The sequence below is a fragment of the Okeania sp. SIO3B5 genome (assembly GCF_010692555.1).
GTDB lineage: Bacteria > Cyanobacteriota > Cyanobacteriia > Cyanobacteriales > Microcoleaceae > Okeania.
The window spans coordinates 1-19,378 of the sequence record NZ_JAAHHG010000160.1 but is presented as its reverse complement, the minus strand read 5'-3'; the positions used below and the strand labels follow the sequence as shown (position 1 = coordinate 19,378).

The 19,378-nt window shown below is 37.9% G+C and carries 10 protein-coding genes and 1 pseudogene; 5 read left to right on the top strand and 6 right to left on the bottom strand.

Features of this window, described 5'->3' with window-relative positions; genetic code table 11:
- Both F6K54_RS20890 and F6K54_RS20885 read left to right on the top strand, forming a co-directional pair.
- Positions 1-186: pseudogene (locus F6K54_RS20890) on the top strand (hypothetical protein); the annotation flags it as partial.
- Positions 187-305: 119 nt separating this feature from the next.
- Positions 306-1,064 (top strand): hypothetical protein, encoded by a 759-nt coding sequence (locus F6K54_RS20885; protein ID WP_293081377.1) that lies wholly within the window; start codon positions 306-308, stop codon positions 1,062-1,064.
- 403 nt (positions 1,065-1,467) lie between these two features.
- On the opposite strand, the gene F6K54_RS20880 is transcribed toward F6K54_RS20885, so the two are convergent.
- The 6 genes from F6K54_RS20880 to F6K54_RS20855 form a co-directional block, all read right to left on the bottom strand.
- On the bottom strand, positions 1,468-3,042 hold the full coding sequence (locus F6K54_RS20880; RefSeq protein WP_293081374.1) for an NAD(P)/FAD-dependent oxidoreductase: 1,575 nt from the start codon (positions 3,040-3,042) through the stop codon (positions 1,468-1,470).
- Between the two features lie 55 nt (positions 3,043-3,097).
- Positions 3,098-4,900, bottom strand: coding sequence for an ABC transporter ATP-binding protein (locus tag F6K54_RS20875; RefSeq protein ID WP_293081371.1), 1,803 nt, complete (start codon positions 4,898-4,900; stop codon positions 3,098-3,100).
- A gap of 349 nt (positions 4,901-5,249) precedes the next feature.
- Positions 5,250-5,723 carry a hypothetical protein gene (locus tag F6K54_RS20870; RefSeq protein ID WP_293081369.1) on the bottom strand — a complete coding sequence of 158 codons (474 nt, stop codon included), beginning with the start codon at positions 5,721-5,723 and terminating at the stop codon, positions 5,250-5,252.
- Positions 5,724-5,874: 151 nt separating this feature from the next.
- A complete protein-coding gene (locus F6K54_RS20865) occupies positions 5,875-6,006 on the bottom strand; it encodes a hypothetical protein (protein ID WP_293081367.1) in 132 nt (43 codons plus the stop codon).
- Positions 6,007-6,215: 209 nt separating this feature from the next.
- Positions 6,216-7,208 (bottom strand): chlorophyll synthase ChlG, encoded by a 993-nt coding sequence (chlG, locus tag F6K54_RS20860; RefSeq protein WP_293081364.1) that lies wholly within the window; start codon positions 7,206-7,208, stop codon positions 6,216-6,218.
- A 623-nt stretch (positions 7,209-7,831) separates the two neighbouring features.
- Positions 7,832-8,926 carry an ArsA family ATPase gene (locus F6K54_RS20855; protein WP_293081361.1) on the bottom strand — a complete coding sequence of 365 codons (1,095 nt, stop codon included), beginning with the start codon at positions 8,924-8,926 and terminating at the stop codon, positions 7,832-7,834.
- Between the two features lie 180 nt (positions 8,927-9,106).
- On the opposite strand from F6K54_RS20855, the gene F6K54_RS20850 reads away from it, so the two are divergent.
- The 3 genes from F6K54_RS20850 to F6K54_RS20840 all read left to right on the top strand — a co-directional run bounded on the left by F6K54_RS20850 (position 9,107) and on the right by F6K54_RS20840 (position 19,275).
- Positions 9,107-17,248: an RHS repeat domain-containing protein gene (locus F6K54_RS20850; protein ID WP_293081359.1), complete on the top strand. Its 8,142-nt coding sequence runs from the start codon at positions 9,107-9,109 to the stop codon at positions 17,246-17,248.
- Between the two features lie 512 nt (positions 17,249-17,760).
- The gene (locus F6K54_RS20845; RefSeq protein ID WP_293081356.1) at positions 17,761-18,390 is read left to right on the top strand and encodes a phage tail protein; all 630 of its coding nucleotides are present in this window, start codon (positions 17,761-17,763) and stop codon (positions 18,388-18,390) included.
- Positions 18,391-18,903: 513 nt separating this feature from the next.
- Positions 18,904-19,275, top strand: coding sequence for an endonuclease domain-containing protein (locus F6K54_RS20840; protein ID WP_293081353.1), 372 nt, complete (start codon positions 18,904-18,906; stop codon positions 19,273-19,275).
- Positions 19,276-19,378: the final 103 nt, after the last annotated feature.

Sequence of the window (19,378 nt, the reverse complement as noted above, 5' to 3'; positions counted from 1 at the left end):
CAAGACAAATTGTATAGTGAGGATGCACCAATGGTAGAGTCGCAATGTCCAGCACGTTTGCCTTTACTTTCTGGAAATAATCCAAAGGGAGCAATCCCTTTTGAAACCCATGTCCCTAGCGATCGTTGTTCAGTTGCTTATCGTCGATGGCTTAGAGAGCTAGGCATTACCTTTGGTATTTGTTAAGGCTTATAACAAATAGTTTAAGCTCATCATCAAACTTCAAACTTTATAATCTCTATATTATTTTAGTATAGAGACAATGAATGCAAATAACTTTGTACTTGAAAAATTCAAAAATAGCTATGAATATCATTCATCATTACACACGTGAAGAACTTATTGGTCCGAGTTTTTGGAAATTTTCCGATCTAGGAATGGTTCAGTTCCAGAATAATTATGATCAAGCTCTTTTAGACACTATACGAAGGAAAGCGATCGCACTTAAAAACAGTTTGTCGAGTCCAAGCTGCTTGAGCAGTAGCTATATTCGTGAACCTCATAAACATATTATAGAAATCAACGAGCTCTTAGAAGATAAAGAACGTATCGCTCGCCTTGAGTCATTTGTCGGAAATAGTTTAGAGGTTTATCCACTATCTATCGCACGCTGTTTCATTCATTTTATGAATCCCAATGATGGGAGCTTGTTCTGGCATTCTGATGCTGTACCTTCACTAGAAATCATCAATCTCGAACTAAGCGATGTTGTTGGTGGCGAGATGCAGATTTATAAAGGTTCTGAAGATGAAGGACGCATGGAGCTTGTTAAGAACGGCAAAATCCCAGAAGAAAAACTACTTACTGTTAAACCACGCCTTGAATACTCAGTTTTTGGCCAATTCACGCGTACATTGCACAGAACACGACCAATTGAGAGTGGCTCCAGAATTGCCTTACTAATTGCTTATCGTTCCAAGGAGAAACCTTACATTGATGACAATACAGTTTGGTTTTTGGCTGCTGATAATCCGAGAATGGAATGGCTAGATGATTTCACACAAGATATCAAAAGTACAAAAATTCCTGCCTATCTGAGGGACAAGCAATTAGGAGTGATTTAGCAAACAGACTTGTGGGCGATAACCATAATGTAATTTGATTAGTGTTATTTAAGGAACACAAATTAAATAAGACCGGAAAAATTTCGTTTTAGCCTGGGAAACCTCTTGAGCGTAATTAAATCAACCTATTCCCCTCAATAATCGGGGTCAAAGGGTGAGCTAAGCATTAGGTTTGGTATTGGTGCGTTGGCAGGGCAGTTGCAAAGAAGTTAATGCCACTTGGTTGCGCTGGGCAACCTTATAAGAAGGAGAGTTACTCGCCCTACCTCAAGAGATTCCCGATATTGGACTACAATGAGCCCAAAAGGCAGAATCTCAAGTATTATCCCGTGCTTTGAATCTACTCCAAGAAGGAATGAAATGGCATAGATTGCCTGGGTAACTGGGCTATCTGAACAACAACTCAGGCAATTGAATCAATAACTGCTGAAACCGCTGTTTGAATTGCCCCTTGAATTGAAGCATGATTAATACCTAAATGTTCCCCGGCAAAGAATACACGGGGATTATTTATAGGATAAGGTTGACCAAGAAAAGGTTGATATTTTTCCCGATCGCCAGGGGCAAAATAGGCATAAGAACCTGAACCCGGATTATTATCTTCATCCCAAATACTATGAACAACATCATCAGTATATTGTTTAATATTAGGATGTATTTGGGAAATTTCTTCTAAGGTTAAATCTGTTTTATTTGACTCATCTAAAGTAACAAACTTTCTAGAATTATCTTCCCAACGATAAGCAGCAGTTAATACAGATGGCTGATAGGAAATATCTTTATTTTTAGCCACAAAATGAGGTTGAGAAAAGTTATTTGTATCTAATTGAGCATTATCGCAAGGATACCGACACTTTTCAATATTTAAGTCGGTAAAACTGCCCCCACCATAAATATTTTCAGCAAATTCCCAAGGACGAGCGGTACAGTGTAATAGAGTTTTACTAGAACTACAATAACCTAAATTATTAATAGCTTCCTGTTGTTTACTAGGCAAGATAGGGTTAAAATTAATCCGAGCTAAAGCAGTAGTTGGAACAGTACAAATAATATAGTCAAATTCTGCATTATGTTGCTTATCCAACTTATTCCAGTCAACTCGAACCCCTTTATCTGTGATTGCTATATTTGTTACTTTGGCTTCAGTCTGGATTGTTCCTGATATTCTTTTAACGAAAGCTTTAATTAAAATATCCATCCCTCCAATTAACTCATATTGTTCAACTTGATGCCAAGCAAAGAAGTCAATTAAACCATTTAATAGAGAAACTTTTTCATAATGGATTGCTCCAGTAGCATGACCTAGTAATTGAAAAGCATCGGGAGAAAGATGGTTTTGAAAAAAGTCGGTGACTGTTAAATTATCGTATTTTCTAACTTTATCGCTGGTAAAAGTTGGCGCAAATAATTCCCATTTCTCCTGTTCGGAGAAAGTATTAATTAACTCTGACAATAAGCGATCGTAAATTACCCCAGGGTCTTCTTTTTCATCAGGGGTTAAATTATAAACAGAAAACAGTTCTTGGTAACTATCTAAACGAGTTTTCTTTCCCCTGAGATAATAAAAAGTTGCGGGATTGTAATTAATAAAAGGTCTTTTTGGTAACTTAAACTTATCTATATAATGTAAACTGCAACCATGACTTGCAGGAATCCGCATTGCACCTAATTCTCCATAAGTTCCATCACTAAAATAATGAGTTTTAATCCTTCCTCCCAAACGAGAATTAGCCTCTAATAAAGTAACTTTATGGTTGAGTTGACTTAGTTCGTAAGCACTAACAAGTCCCGCAATTCCTCCACCAATAATTGCAATTTGTTTGCGAGTACCACCCTGTTCATAGGGAATAAGAGAGCCAGGATGACTATACAAGCGCTCAAAAGAAAATGGACAATCTAAGTCTAAAATCTGGTCGTACATTATATATTCGACTTGAATTAATTTTAATAAATCATTAAAAGCAGCATTAGTAGGCATTCAGCTATTGCTTTTTTCTCCTTTAAAGGTAATAAAGCTGATAACTGATGACTGCTTACTTATTTTCAGATAATTGTAGTCCGTAGAGATAAGCATATCTCCCCTCTTTAGCAATTAATTCTGCATGAGTTCCCATTTCCACAATTTTACCTTCTTCCAGAACTACAATTAAATCAACATCACAAATAGTTGAAAGTCGATGAGCAATAACTAAGCTAGTACGTCCTTGAAAAAGATTCTTTATAGACTCTTGAATTAATTTTTCTGACTCAGAATCTAAAGCTGAAGTTGCTTCATCTAAAATGACAATTTGGGGATTTTTTAGCAAAACTCGGGCGATCGCTATTCTTTGTCTTTGTCCTCCTGATAGTTTCACTCCTTGCTCACCAATAATAGAGTTATAACCATCAGGAAAACTCATAATAAAGTTATGAGCATTGGCGGCTTTTGCTGCTGCTTCAATTTCTTCATCTGTCGCATCTAGCTTGCCGTAAATAATATTATCTCGTATCGTACCGTAGAGCAGTAAAGTCTCTTGAGGAACAATGCCAATATGCGATCGCAATGAGTTTAAACTTACATCTCTTAAGTCATTTCCATCAATCAAAATGCGCCCATTTTTAGGGTCATAAAAACGTGCTGCTATTTTAGCAATTGTACTTTTTCCAGCACCAGAAGAACCAACTAAAGCTACTGAAGTTCCTGGTTTAATATCTAAGTTTAAATCCTCAATAACTAACTCCCTATCTTGATAACCAAATCCCACTTCTTCAAATTTTATATTACCCTGAACAGAAGTTAAATTAATCGCATTTTCCTTATCAATAACTTCCAGTTTAGTATCTAGAACTGAAAAAATATTTTGAGCTGATACCGTTGCTTTTTGAATCATACCTATTAACCCATTAAACCGACTAATTGGTTTATTTAGGAGGGTGACATAAGTCAAAATAGCTGTTAATTCTCCAACAGTCAAACTACCAACCATTACTCCCCAAGAAGCAAAAACTAATGCAATTACATTACCTAGTTTATTCAGGGTATTAATTATTGGTGTAGATATAGCTAAAAACCGAGTTGCCTGAAGGTTTTTATCCATATAATTCTGACTAAATTCACTAAATCGGTCAATTTCATACTGCTCGTTACCAAAAGATTTAATGATTGTAATATTCGATATAGTGTCTTGTAAATGATTGCTAATTATCTCTCTTGCTCGATTCGTATCTTGGAATATTTTTTTGAGTCTTTTCTGAGTAAACTGTAAAAGATAAATAATTAAAGGCCAAGTCAGGGCGATCGCTATTGCCAGAAGCCAATTACTGATTAATAGATAAATAAAAACGACAATAAAAGCAAAACTATCAATTAGAATGGCGATTAAATTAGAATTAAGTAATTGCCCGACTATTTCTACATCTCTTCCCAATCGTAATATTAATTCACCAGTACGTTGATTTTCAAAAAAATTAATAGATAAGAATTGAAGATGTTGATATAGCTCTATACGAATACTTTTAATTGTATTTTCTCCAAATATTTTTATGGTATACAATTGCAAAAAAGACAAGATACTTCCTGCAAAACTTATTAACAGGATAAGTGCTGCTACCCAAGGGAGCATATTAAATTGTTTTGCGGGAATAATTACATCAATAACATAGCGATTAATTTGGGGGACAAAGAAAGTAATAAACGAGCCAAAAATTGTTAATAATATGCCTAATAAAAATGGTGTTTTATGTGGTAAACCATAGCTAGATAGGCGCAGGTATAAATTCTGGGATTCTACTTTTTCCTCTGATTTTTCTGGCTCAATCTGAGTATTAGTTTTGTCAATTGTATTAGCTTTTATCATCACATCAATTAAAATTCAAAAGTCAAAATTCAAAAGTCAAAAGTAATTTCTGATAACTGTTAACGCAGTTCCTCCGACAGGAGGCTAACTAAAATTACTGAGTACATTATTGTTGTAGACCAACATCTAAAATCAAGTCAAAAGTCAAAAGTTAAAAGTTAAAAGTTAAAAGTAATCTCTGAGAACTGAACCCCTCATCGAAGCAGAAAAATTAAGCAATTTTTACCGAATAATTAAGGTTTAAAATTTCTCCTTTAAAGGAGAAAAAATTTTCCTTAAGCGTTAATCCTCTTCTTTTCAAGGAGAGGTAACTGTTAATAATTAATTATTAATTATTAATTATTAATTATTAATTATTGAATACTACTCCCTCTTGTAAAATTTGTTGATACCAGGGAGATTGTTGCAAAACTGCCATATCCCACCTCATTATTTGTTGTACTATTTCAGTCTTTAATACAAAGGTAGCAAAAAATGCTAGTAAATTTTCTAATTCTAAAAGTTGTTCATCCTCCCGTAAAAGTTGTAATGCTTGTCTAACAGTTGCTTCTTCTCCTCCACCTTTAAGAATAGGAACAAAAGGAAGTAGAGAAGGAAGAGGTTGTTGAAAAACTGTTTGTGCTTCTATTTCCCACAGGTTAATAACTCGATAGTCTTGATATGCTCTGAGATTCAAAAATTCTGATTCATAACAATTGACTATTTCTGTGGGTGTGCTTGGTTCGAGGATATTTATTAATACCGGATAAACAGGTTTTTTGTACTTTTCTTCTGCTAATGCGGCATAAGCACGCATCCGACGTGGCATTTTTGTAGTAAGCATTCAGCAGTCAGCTATCAGCTATCAGCTTCATTACCTTAAATTAGCAACTCAAACTCGTTCTTATTGTGTTTCAATTCTCTAGTCGAAAATGTAGTAAAAATCAAGCGAATGCTTGCTTAATTCATTAAAACTGGGTCTGAAGCTGACTCTTTTAAGGTGATAAAAAACTGATAACTGATAACTGATAACTGATAACTGAAATGACCCATTCTACCCAACGACTGGGGGCAATTCCAATTAGACGTTTACTACTAATATCGACTTTTTTTGTTTTTTTTGTCATTGGATGAAATCTAATTTATTCTGTCTTTTGAAAGTTAAGAAAAGTAGAGACTTTGTCTGCAACGTCCCTACATTAGAAAATTTTTAGCCTTCTTTCTTCTTATTGGAAAAGTCTAATAGTAGGAGCGGGTTCCAGTTCAAATTAATAATATCAACATTAGAAAATTTTTAACCTTCTTCCTTCTTCCTTATTAATAACTGATAACTGAATTAAACTCCTGCATGACCTAAAGCTAAACCAGTAATTAACATTCCTAATACTAAAAAAGGTTGGGCACTTGCTTGATATTTCACATCATTTTCTAGAGGATTTCTGAGAAAATACATATCCTGAAAAGTAATCTGAGGAATTACCATCAATAGCAAAATTACAGCATACAAATTCTCTTTAATACTAATTAAATAAGCCGCTACTCCAGCTTGAAAAATATCAATCATTAATACACAAATCCAAGCCGCAGTACCAATGCCAAACATAACTGGTAATGATTTTAAACCCAACTTTTCATCTCCTTCCACACTCTTAAAATCATTAACTACGGCAATTCCTAATCCAGCAAAACTATAAAACAAAGTCAGAATTACGATTGTTAAATTTAACTCTCCAAATAAAGCATGACCAGTCCACCAAGGCAAAGCAATATAACTAGAACCTAAAGCATAATTTCCCAGCCAACCATTTTGTTTTAACTTCAGTGGAGGTGCCGAATAAATATAAGCTATAAATGCACCAAATAAACAAAGCATAGTAATAATTGGAAAATCGTGACCAGCAGACAAATCTAGGAAATACGATAAACAAACTCCTGCTAACAACAAAAAAACAATTTGAGTCACAACTTGAGGAATAGAAATTGCTCCAGAAGGAATAGGTCGATAAGGTTCATTAATAGCATCTATTTCCCGGTCATAAAAATCATTTAAAGTTTGTGTATAACCAGTCATCAAAGGTCCTGCTAATAACATACAAGCAGCAGACATCAACACATTTTCTAGATTCCAACTATAATTTCCTGAAGATGCAGCTCCACAAACTACTCCCCATATTAAAGGAATCCAAGTTATGGGTTTCATTAATTGCAAACGGATTTTCCAAATATTAGTTTCTCCACCTGTAGCACCTTTCATTCCTAACAATTGTCTGGCTTTACCAGTGCTTTTTTCAACTTTTTCTTGTTCTGTTTTTTGTTCTTGATTAGTCATTTTTAATGTGATTATTTTGATTAGTAAAAGTAATTTATATTAAGCATTCAGGTATTAGCTATTACTTTTAGATCTAGTAATCTAGTAGGGTGCGTTAATGAAATGTAACGCACCTAGCTCTCCTAAATACTAAATACTTCGGTGCGTTACGCTTTCCTGCGGAATGCTGCGCAAACGCTAACGCACCCTACTGGACTGACACAGCTAAAATGGTGCTTTAGAGAAGTCAGGGCCAGACACGGATTTGGCCACGGATGCACAGATGGATGCACAGCTCAAACTGTGCAGAGCGCTTTTAACTTGAAAATTCTTACTTTTAAAGGCATGACTTTTGAATTAAATCTAATGCACCATTTTAGATGAAACAGTCCACTACTGGACTGACACAGCTAAAATGGTGCAATAAGTGTAGGTTGGGTTGAGGGACGATCTTCGGAGCTTATCCGTTAGGATAAACCCAACATTAGTAAGGTTTTGTTGGGTTTCCCTTCGGGAAGCTGCGCTAACACTGCCGTTCAACCCAACCTACATTTTTAGGCGTGTCAGTCTACTACTGGACTGTTTCAACTTTTTTCCTACTCCCCATCTTCCCTACTCCCTACTCCCTACTCCCTACTCCCTAATTAAAAAGAAATAATCAAATAACCATCTTGAAATTTTGCACCAGTCACAGGTTTTCCGCTCAGAGGAGGAGGAAGGAAAATATTCCTTCTCTGGTCTCCCGCTTCAATTGTTACTTCAGGCCCATATTGAGTAAGCCCAATTTCCTTTTTATCAAAACCAGGCAAAAATAAACTTACTTGACTTTTTTGAATATCTATGATAATCGGTTTCGGAGCCTTAACTGCTTGACTAAAATCTGGCAGAGCATCCATTAGAGGTTGCCAATCTTCATTAGAACGACGGGGAATCGGAGTTACGGATAATGGTGCAAATTCATCAGTAACATTATCCGCTAAATCCGCTTGATTGAGAATTACTCCCCCTACAGTAAGATTAACTTGTTGAGAACTCCCCCATAAATAGCGTGCTGTGGCGATCGCTGCCTGATCATTTGTCGTAACCAAAAATGCCGCTACCTGATTTGGATCGGCGATGGCCGCTTTGGCATTATCCAAAATTTTATTTGCTTGTTGAGTGGGTTGAGAAAAGTTATCACCTGTCCAGTCAACATTGAGAATAGCGCTACTAACAGGTTGAACAAACGGAGACATAGCTTTGTATAGATCTGAGTCGAGAATTACTTGACGAAAGCGCCGAACATACCAACTCATTGTTTCCGCAGAACCCAAAAGTCGTAAAGTCTCTTTATCTCCGGTGCCATCGTAAATAATTAGATCGTATTGCCCACTGGCACTATATCCGCGCATAGTATTAATAGTCAGGATTCCTTCTACTCCTGGTAATACTCCCAGTTCTTGACCATAAACATTTTTAAAGAAGGGTGTACGGATGTATTCCTTTTCTAGCTTCTTCAGTTCTTCCCAACCACTTTCTAGTAAACTTGCTGCCTGAATATTGACTGCTTTGAGATTAGAATCTATTTCTGTAGGTTCTGGGCCAATATTAGCACCTAATAGCAAGGATAATGTTGGAGTTGGTTCTTGTCCTACAAATAAAACTCGCTTACCTTGGCTAGCGTATAGTTTGGCAGTGGCAAATGCAATAGTTGTTTTACCCGTGCCACCTTTACCCAAAAATGTATAAGTAATAGTCATTTCAGTTATCAGTTATTTTTAATTATTTGGAGGCGTTTGTAATGATATATTAGTTTTTAGTTTGTTGATGAGCTGAACTTGATATTTACATTGGACTTTGGACAAAGCTGATTTCCCAAGTCTATACCTAAAGATTCTTAAGTTCAATGTCCTCCGCTTCTTGCCCTTACAAAGTATATTATGGTTTCTAACAATTATTCTCCAAGCACTTTATCTCAACTACCTGCTATCCAAACGTTTCAGATGGATGGGGGAGGTATCGGAAATATTCCTAATGCAGTTAATCTCTTTCGAGGTGATGTTAACCTTCCTTTAGAATTAATATCTCTTCCGGGCAGAGGGGATCTAGATGTGAAAGTCGTCATCATCTACCAGAGTAATATTCAAAATCTCGTGGACACTTGGAATTTGGAAGCACCGACGGGTATTCTCGGATTAGGATGGAGTATGCCTTATGAAATGATTGCTATTGATAACAGAAATACAGGTTCTATTTATGATAATCGATATTATCTTGTTTCTGGTGGTTCGGCTAATCGGCTATATCAAAATGGAGTAACTCAAGATGGTGCATGGAATTTTGAGACAGAAGATTATAAACCTTGGGATATTCGCTATTACCGAAATGAAGAAAAATGGGTGATTATTAAGGAAAATGGAATCAAGCAAATTTATGGTGGGAAGACAGATAATTTACCAGAAAATAAATATATTCAATGGGGTATCAAATGGAGTGGCAGGAATGGTAACTGGATTGATAGCACTACGAATATATCAGGACAAGAACCTTTTGCCCTAGGTTGGAATTTAGCAGAAATCCAAAATATTTGGGGTGAAAAAGTTACTTTTAGCTATGAAGAAGTTGATGCCAAAGAAATTGGCAGTGGCGGTTATAAATATACCCAAGCTCCTTACTTAACAAAAATTACTGCTTTAGATGGACGTACTATTACTTTTAACTATGAAAAGAAACAGTATGATAACCAAATAAGAGAATATCAAGCTCCCCATGAACCTAGCGGAAATGTTTATGCTTATCAGGATAGATATGAAACAAGGTTTCTTAGCTCTATTGAAGTGAAAGAAGAATCTAATTCACTATTATTTTCTCTTCAGTTTGATTATGAATTTAATAATGTTTCTTTGAATGATTTTAATGACCCAGATTTCTATAAACGTTATCTCACAAGAATAACTCAGAAAAATCCAGAGGGAGAGTCTTTACCGGGTTATAAATTTGAATATGAAACCCAGGAAATAAATAACAATATCCATCGTGGAGTTTTAAAGCATATTACTTATCCTGCTGGTGGTATAGCTACTTTTAATTATGAAAAAAAGGATCTAATTGGGACTGAGCGAAAAACTACTATTTATGGTGAAGGTGTTCCTCGTGTTTGGTTTGGTGGTGATTATGTTGTGGTTACTTATTATGATGATAGTCGGGGAAATTTAAGTCTCGAAATCTATAGTTGGAATGGTAACTGGATAGTCGATAAACCAAGCTCAGGAGGGTTTAATTTTAAGCTAGATATTGATAGTTTGCAGGTAGTAACTCAAGCAGATTTTTTTGCACTAAGTTTTAAGCAAACAAATCAAGATTTGATGAATGTTTATTTATTTCATCAAGATATGGGGCGTTTCGGAAGATGGAGTTATGAAAATTACTTTTTGGATTTAGCTGGAAGTGATGTTCAAACACACCTTGCTGTTGGCAATAATTTTGTAGTTTTCTGCTCTTCTGATACGACACAATTAGGCCGATATGTTTGGAATCAGCAGTTAAAAAGATGGGAGGATAAAAGTATAACTATAAGTCAAGGTAATTATGTTTTAGATGCTTTTGGTAATTATTTCACTATTGGTATCTATGATGCTGTTGCTAAACGTTGTGAACTGGTGTTGTATTACCTAGATGAAATTTACGAATATTGGACAAGAAAAGAAATTGCTACTATCAGTTCAGTTGAAAAAGATGATGATGATAATCCTTATTTTAATTTGAGTTTAGGTAATAGTTCTGCCACGGTAACTTTTATCAAAAAACTTGATACAAATGTTGATTATCAAGTACAAATTTATAGATGGGATGCTGAGTTTAATATAGATTCCCCTTTAACTAAGGATTACAATGTATCTCAAGAGACAGAAGAACCTTTTTTCTCTTCTATTACTACAGGTAGTTTAGTGGCAAATATTGGTAATCTCTGGCGATACGATGGTAGTGATTGGATAGATAGTAATCTGAATGTTTCTAGTAGTGGGGATGAAGTAATTAAATTTGGTTATGGTTCGGATTTAGCGATCGCCTCAAATTCTAATTCTACTGATATAAAAGCTTATAATCCGTACAATAATCGGTGGGAATATCCTATTATAAATGGTTCTTGGTCAAGAGATGAGTATCAACCAACTGTCAATGGTGATTTTGTAACCATTGGAAATGGTATCTTTTACAAGGATAATCAAGGAACACTAAATAAAGATCGACAATCAATTCTATCAGGAATTAAACCTGAAAGTATCATTAACCGCGCACCTTCTTATATCGCTTATGAGATGGATAATGGAGACACTCAGATATTGTTGTTAAAAAATGGCAAGGTTGTTGATACTAAATATCTTACGGGGGAAAGAATTTATGTCGATGACGAAAATAGTAAGGGTAAATCTGGAACAATATTAGCAGGATTTAATGCTTTTGTTACTTACAGAAGTGATGATTTTGAGCAAGCTTCTAGCTTGAATTTATATTATGTTTCTAATCAATCAATTCAAGGCAAAGTTACTGCTTTTCCGGTTGTTGAAGTAACTATTAATGATGGATATCAAGAAGTTCAGACTAACTATGATTACGATACAAGTAAGATAGTTATTAGCGCTCAAGGAATTGTTACTGAATATTCTCAGATTACGGTAATTCAAGGTAGTGAAAATTCACAATTAACTCCTTTTGGAAAGACTGAATATAATTTCTTTAATGGACTTTCAAGAGCAGTTTTAGGATTCAAGGAAGACGATTTTCAAGGAAATTCTGAATATTACTATAGTTTATTGCATGGTTATCTGCATCAACAAAAAGTCTATAATTCCACAGGTGATGAGCTAAGTTCTCAAACTGTTGAATATGAAGTAATAACCCGAAGACAGCTATTAGGAGAGTCAAGGTACATTAATTTATACGGGTTTTATGCCCAACAAAAAGGAGAGGAAAGTATTATCTATGGTAAAGAAATTAGCAGTACAGACTCTAATGGAAATGCTTCTTATGTGGGAGTTAAACAACAGGTTGAATATGAATATGACTCAGCAACGGGATTCTTAAAAACAGAGAAAACTAAGAATTATAATAGTCTAGGTGAAGAGGAAATACTGACACAAACTTCTGTTTATGGTTGGGAAAAATATGATGGATTGAGACAACAAAATATCTTGAGTCCTGTTGTACAAACCATTAACAAAACTAACGATAAAATAACAGCGATCGCTGTTTATACTTGGAAAGATTGGGGAGAGGAAAAATGGGGTTCATTTAGAAGTTATCAAGGACTTAATGAAAGTGCTGTTTTTGACGAATGGAATAATCAAAATGAACCGAATAAAACAGATTGGTTAAAAATTTCAGAAGTTATTTCTCGTGCTTCTAATGGAGTAGAACAAGATGTAATTGATGTGAATGGAATTCACAGTTCTATTATTTTAGATAAGCACCAATTTTATCCTATTGCTCAGTTTGCCAATGCCACTATTCAAGAAGCAACTTATACAGGTTTTGAAGCTTACGAAAATCTCAGTGATTGGAGTGTAAATCAGGGTAATTTAACTGATTTAATTGTCACAGGAGATGCTCATACAGGAGTTTCTAGTTTAGGACTTAATCCTAATATTACTCTCTCTAAAAAAACACATCTGACAATAACAAATACTCAGCAAAGTTATATTATTTCTGCTTGGTTTAAAACAGAAACAGGTTTTGAAACAGATGGTGGTAAAGCTGAAGTAAAACTACAATTTTATAGCAACAATGAACCTGTAGGAAATCCTGTTGTTGTAGACATTGAAGCAACAGACAGCGAGTGGAAATATTGGCAGTATGTAATTAATCCTAATCAAATTCAAGGAACAAGTTTAGGATTAGAAATATCCAATCAAAAAACATCAAAATCTCTTTTAATTGATGATATTTGCTTTATTCCTTTGATCGGTAGTTTCCAAGGAAATGTCTATGAACCTAAGTACAAAATTCTCAGCGCACAACTTGGAAATAGTGGCGATACTATCCGTAACTTCTATGACTCTTTCCAACGAAAAGTAGCAGAAATTGGCATTGCTGAAACAGTTAATGCAGTTACGACATCTTATTTGACTCGACAAGAAAATGATAATGGAAGTTATGTCTTTTCTCAGGGGAAACCTAATAGTGTTCTGACTATTGGTGCAGCAGCAGGAGGTGTCTATGCTAATTTTATTAATGGTGAACAATGGCGAGAAGATTGGCAACCCACCCCTAACCCCTCCCAGGAGGGGAATAAGAAACCCACCCCTAGCCCCTCCCAGGAGGGGAACATGAGGGGAACTGGAGGGGAACTGGAGGGGAATAAGAAACCCACCCCTAGCCCCTCCCAGGAGGGGAATAAGAAACCCAACCCTAACCCAACCAACCCCCAACTTAACCCACCCCTAACCCCTCCCAGGAGGGGAACAGGAAGGGAACAGGAGGAGAATAATTGGGAGGTAGAAAATAATGCTTTGGTTCATAAAGGAAATACCTTAGATACCATTACTTATCAATCTACAGCATCCTTTAGTAACTATGGAGTCAGGTTATCAGTTCATCCTAGACAGACACCAGAACAACCATTAGGTATTCGTATTAGCGATCGCTTAATTGTAACTTGGACACAAAATCAAGGTTGGACTCTAACCCTCAATGGTACACCTTCCGAAGTTGCTAATACAGGTTCCATTCCCCATGAATGGTTATTAGTCGCTGCCAATAATACCGTTTTATTCTATGCTGACGGTAAACAAATATTTGCCCAAACTATAGAAGATGATATTTCCGGTGCGCTAGAAATATTTACTGCTGATGAAGTAGCTTTTTCTAATATCGTCACCTTTAAAAATCCTCAAATTGGAATTACCTATAGTGATGGTGCTGGAAAAGAAAAACAAACTCAAGCATTAGAAGGAAGCAACTGTCTAGTAACAGAAATCGTTTATGACATCTTAAGTCGTCAGGCGATCGCTACTAAAGCAGCAAAATTTGATAATACCTTCTTCGGTTATCGAACATCATTCATTGAAAGTATCAATTGGGAATCCGGAGAATTAACAGGAGAAATTGCCAATTATTACCCCGAAGATGAAAGTTATCCTTACAGCAGAACAGTATATGAAGCATCACCATTGAATCGTCCGATGCAGCAAGGAATACCAGGGAAAGCATTTGCTATCGGCAATGGTAACACCCATATTGTCAGCAGAGAATATGGCACAAATACACAAGGATTTTTTGCAGAAGATTCTTATCCATCAGGAGAATATTTAGTCGAAAAACTAACAGATGCAGACGGAACACCTGTTTATACTCTCACAGATAAACAAGGACGTACTTTAGCCAAAAAAGCAGGTCCCATTGAATCCGGAAGCGATGTTTATCAAACCACTCGAACTGTTTATGATGATGCAGGAAATGTAGTTAAAGTCTTACTTCCTAATCAGTTTGTACCTCCCGAAGATTCACAACCCGACGCTTGGGAAATCACAATGCAGTACGATTTCCTCGGACAAATGATTAGTCAAACCAACCCAGATTCCGGTACAACCAAATATATCTACGATCGCGCAGGTAATCCTCGGTTTATGGTAGATGCAGTAGCGTTAACATCTCAGATAATCTTCTATAAAAAGTATGATCTTGTAGGACGTTTAACTGAGGAAGGTTGGTTTCCCGGAGACTGGGGTGATGGAACCGAACTACAGGAAAAAGCTGATACCGATCCCAACTATCCCGAACAAACATCTTGGCGTAAACGGTATATTTTTGATGGAGATGGTTCAAATCCTTATATAATAGGTCGTTTGTGGAAAATATTGAGTAGTAATCAAGGAGATGGTAACACCGACGTCGAAGAAATCTATGATTACGATCAATTTGGTAATGTAACAAGCAAAACTCTCACAGTTACTGGATATGCAGCGCAAACCGTTAGTTACGAATACGACAATCTCGGAAATGTCATCAAGATTCAGTATCCCGATAATACTAACAATATTCCTGAAGTAGTTTACAGGTATAACAGCTTAGGAGAAACTATTGCCATAGGAACACCAGAAAATCCCCAAAGGTTTGCCACTTATAGTTACAATGCTGATAGCAGTCTCAAAACCGCAAACCTAAATAATCAGGGAATACAAAATAGTCTGAACTATAACTCTCCCGGTTGGATAACCAGCATTGGTAATCAGAAAGCAGATAACTCCTTAATAATGGAACAATCCCTTGCTTATACCGAAAACGGTTATCAAGGTGCGGGATATTACAACGGGAATATTGCCAAAAATAGCATTAATTATGGCACTTGGGATAATTCACCGCCAAGTTATGACTATCAATATCAGTACGATAAATTAGGACGATTAGAAGTTGCCCAAAATTCCCAAAATGAGCAAGCAAGTTTAGGAGTAGGCAAACCCACTACCTATGATGTTAACGGCAATATTGAAACCTTAAAACGGGGTGATACAACCAATGAGTATGAATATATCCAGAATACGGATAAGGTAAACACAGTTAGTAATAACAGCGAACCTCAAACCTATAGTTATGACGCCAATGGGAACGTTAAAAGCGCTTCTCATCGTCAAGTTTCCAACATTGATTACGATCCATTCACTCAGCTAACCACTCAGGTACAACTTGAGGGAGCAACATCAGTTTCCTTTAAGTATGACGGAGAAAATCAGCGAGTATTGAAAACATCTGAAGATAGTTCAGGAAATCAAACCGCAACCAAATTATATGTACATGGTTTAAATGATTATCCTCTGTTAGAAGTCAGCGACAAACCCATACAATATATTCACGGTATTGGTGGATTAGTCGCCCTGGTTAAAGATGGTAAAGTTTACACCGTACTCAAAGATCATCTCGGTTCCACTCGTGTAGTGGTAGATGAAACAGGAACAGTAATTGCTACCTTTGATTATCTACCTTTTGGAGACTTGATAGGGACTGCTGACGGCAATCCAGAAATTATTAGTTATCGCTATACCGGACAAGAATTTGATGCCGAATTAGGACTGTATAACTATCGAGCGCGATTTTACGATCCGCGTTTAGGAAGGTTTTATGCTACAGATCCCAAGGCGCAATTTGCCAGCCCTTATTTGTATGCTGGTAACAATCCGATAATGCTCATAGATCCTAATGGAAAATTTGCGTTTTTAATTGCATTAGCCATTGGAGCTGCAGTCGGCGCAGCAGTTGGTTTTGGCGTTGCCACTTATACAGCTGTTAAAGAAGGACTAGGATTGAAGGATAGCATACTCTATGTATTGGCGGGGGTAGCAGTTGGTGCTGTAGCTGGAGCAATATCAGCCGCTGGAGGTGTAGCGTCTTTTGCTGCCGGAGCAGCAGTTGTAGGCGCAGGAGGCTCAACGGTAGCTGGTGTTGTAGCTGGTGTAGCAGTTGGTGGTGCAGTCGGTGCTGCCGTTGGTGTTGGCCAGGGTGCGGCACAGTTTGGAATTAATGAGGCTTTCGGGGTTGAAAACGCAGGAAGTTTGTCTGATGCAATCTGGAAAGGAGCATTAATTGGCGGCATAGGCGGTGCCATAACAGGTGGAGTTGCTGGATTTGGTGGTGCAAGATCAGCAGCTCAAAGTGCTATTGCTAGTAAGTCTGGATTTAATATAGGGAGTCCCCTTGATAGTCCAACAATGCTAGACGAGGCTTACGATGCCTTTACAACTTTAGGAAGTCGGGCAGAAAGTTTATCGAGAGCAGTTAAGGGTAGATCCCCTTCACTTCTGGGTAGATGGCTAACAGCGCTTCCCACTAAAGTCAGAACTATTTCTACTCAGGGTTCGATAATATCGTCAGGTGTAACTAAGGGAGTTGAACAAGTATTACCAGACTCAACTGAGGTAAGTTCAGTTGGAAGTAGTGCTGTTTCCTACCAACGGCCTAGTGCTTCATCTCTTTATGGGAAGTTTGCATTTAATCCTTCTATGTTAAGTAGTGTAGGACTACCGTTTGCTTTGATTACTCAGCCGACTTATTGGGGAGGTTCGCCTATTGTAAGTCCCTGGCAACGCTAATGAGTGGGATATCCGCTCTTGTAGGGTGCGAACTTCGACAGCGTAATTGAGCAAAACAAACGATAACGGTGCGTTATATCAAGTCCGGTTAAACAGTTATACAATGGTTAACTCAGGAGGAGTCAACCCACCCCTAGCCCCTCCCAGGAGGGGAAGTCAACCCACCCCTAGCCCCTCCCAGGAGGGGAAGCCAACCCACCCCTAGCCCCTCCCAGGAGGGGAAGCCAACCCACCCCTAGGTCCAGTAGGGTGCGAACTTCGACAGCGTAACTGAGCAAAACAAAGGATAACGGTGCGTTACGGCGAAAAAGACAAATGTTTCCTTATATCGATCAAACAAACGCCTAACGCACCCTACTCACTAAACAAAGGAGAATCTGAAATTATGAAAATTCGCCATCGAAAGCGATCGACCCGATCGCCATGACAGGAAATATCAAACCGTTATTTCTTGTCCAAGGAAATTGGATCGAACAATCAAGTAAACACTGAAACTAAAGAACATCTATTTTATGAACAAGAAACGTATTTTTGGCGCAGCGATCGCCATACTTCTCGCGGTTACTCTCTTCTTTGGTATAGAAGTTAATTCTGCTAGTGCTAATATAGAAGTAGACTGCAGCAAAGATAGTACAGGAGAAGTTCCTATTGGCACAATAAGTGCCTACGGGGGTGTTGTTACGGGAAATGATGCACGAGATTTAGAAAATCAAGGATGGCTAGTCTGCGACGGAGAAGAATATCCAATAAAAGATTATGAAGCTCTATATTGCAAAATTGGTACCTATTTTGGCACAGCTTCGCGGCCTGAATTATTCAAAGTTCCCGATTTGCGTGGTCGATTTGTCCGAGGTGTAGATTCTGGAACAGGACGAGATCCCGATGCTGCGGACCGCACCGCATCTGCACCAGGTGGAAATACTGGTGATCAAGTTGGTTCGTTCCAAGAGGATGCGTTTAAAAAGCATTCGCACAAAATCGAGTTTAACGATTTACACCAAGCGCGAAACCCAGACGGCAATCGTCAAGGACAGTATCAGGAAGAAGATGGTTTATCTACAAGTTCAGTCGGTGGCAGCGAGACTCGCCCCAAAAACATCTACGTCAATTGGATTATTAAAGCTGAGGATAAGGAGGATTAGGCTCTGCCTCTTCCTGAAGTAAGCAAATAGGGCGTTGCTATAGTGGGCGAATGGCATATATTGGGCGAATGCCATTCGCCCCTACATGACACCTAATTCTGAAGTGAGGAAAGAGGGCGCTCGCTCTGTCTAACCGTCAGGCGATCGCGCTCAGTGGGCGAATACCATTCGCCCCTACTTCTGACACTTAATTCTGAAACCAAGAAATTAGGCGCTCGCTCTGTCTAACCGTCAGGCGATCGCGCTCAGTGGGCGAATACCATTCGCCCATACTTCTGACACTTAATTCTGAAGCTAAGAAATTAGGCGCTCGCTCTGTCTAACCGTCAGGCGATCGCTCAACCCTCTTATTCCCCTCCAGTTCCCCTCTTATTCCCCTCCTGGGAGGGGTTAGGGGTGGGTTAGTTGGGGTTTGGTTAGGCCAGGGGTGGGTTAGGCTAGGGGTGGGTTAGGCTAGGGTTGGGTTAAATGTGTTAGACTAGCACTCAAAAAAGCGTTACCATTATCATCCTCATGGCAGTTAAAATCATTCCCTACAATCCAATATTAAAAGAAAGAGCCAGAGAACTCCGCAAAAACATGACCCCTGGAGAAGCCACCCTTTGGAAACACCTTAAAGGAAAGCAAATGTGTGGCCATGACTTCGATCGCCAACGTCCCATCGATCAATTTATCGTTGACTTTTATTGCAAAAAGTTGATGCTGGCCATTGAGATTGACGGTTATTCCCATGATAGTCCTGAAGCACAAGAACAAGATGTAGAAAGACAAGGGCGTTTGGAGTCTTTGGGAGTGCGATTTTTACGGTTTCAGGAACAAGAAGTTTGTGGTGAGGTGGAGGGAGTTTTGAGTGTGGTTGAGGATTGGATTAAGACGCACTCCTGACCTAGCCAACTAAACCCACCCCTAACCCCCCCTGGAGGGGAATAAGAAACCTACCCCTAACCCCTCCCAGGAGGGCAATCAGAGGGGAACGGGAGTCAGGAGA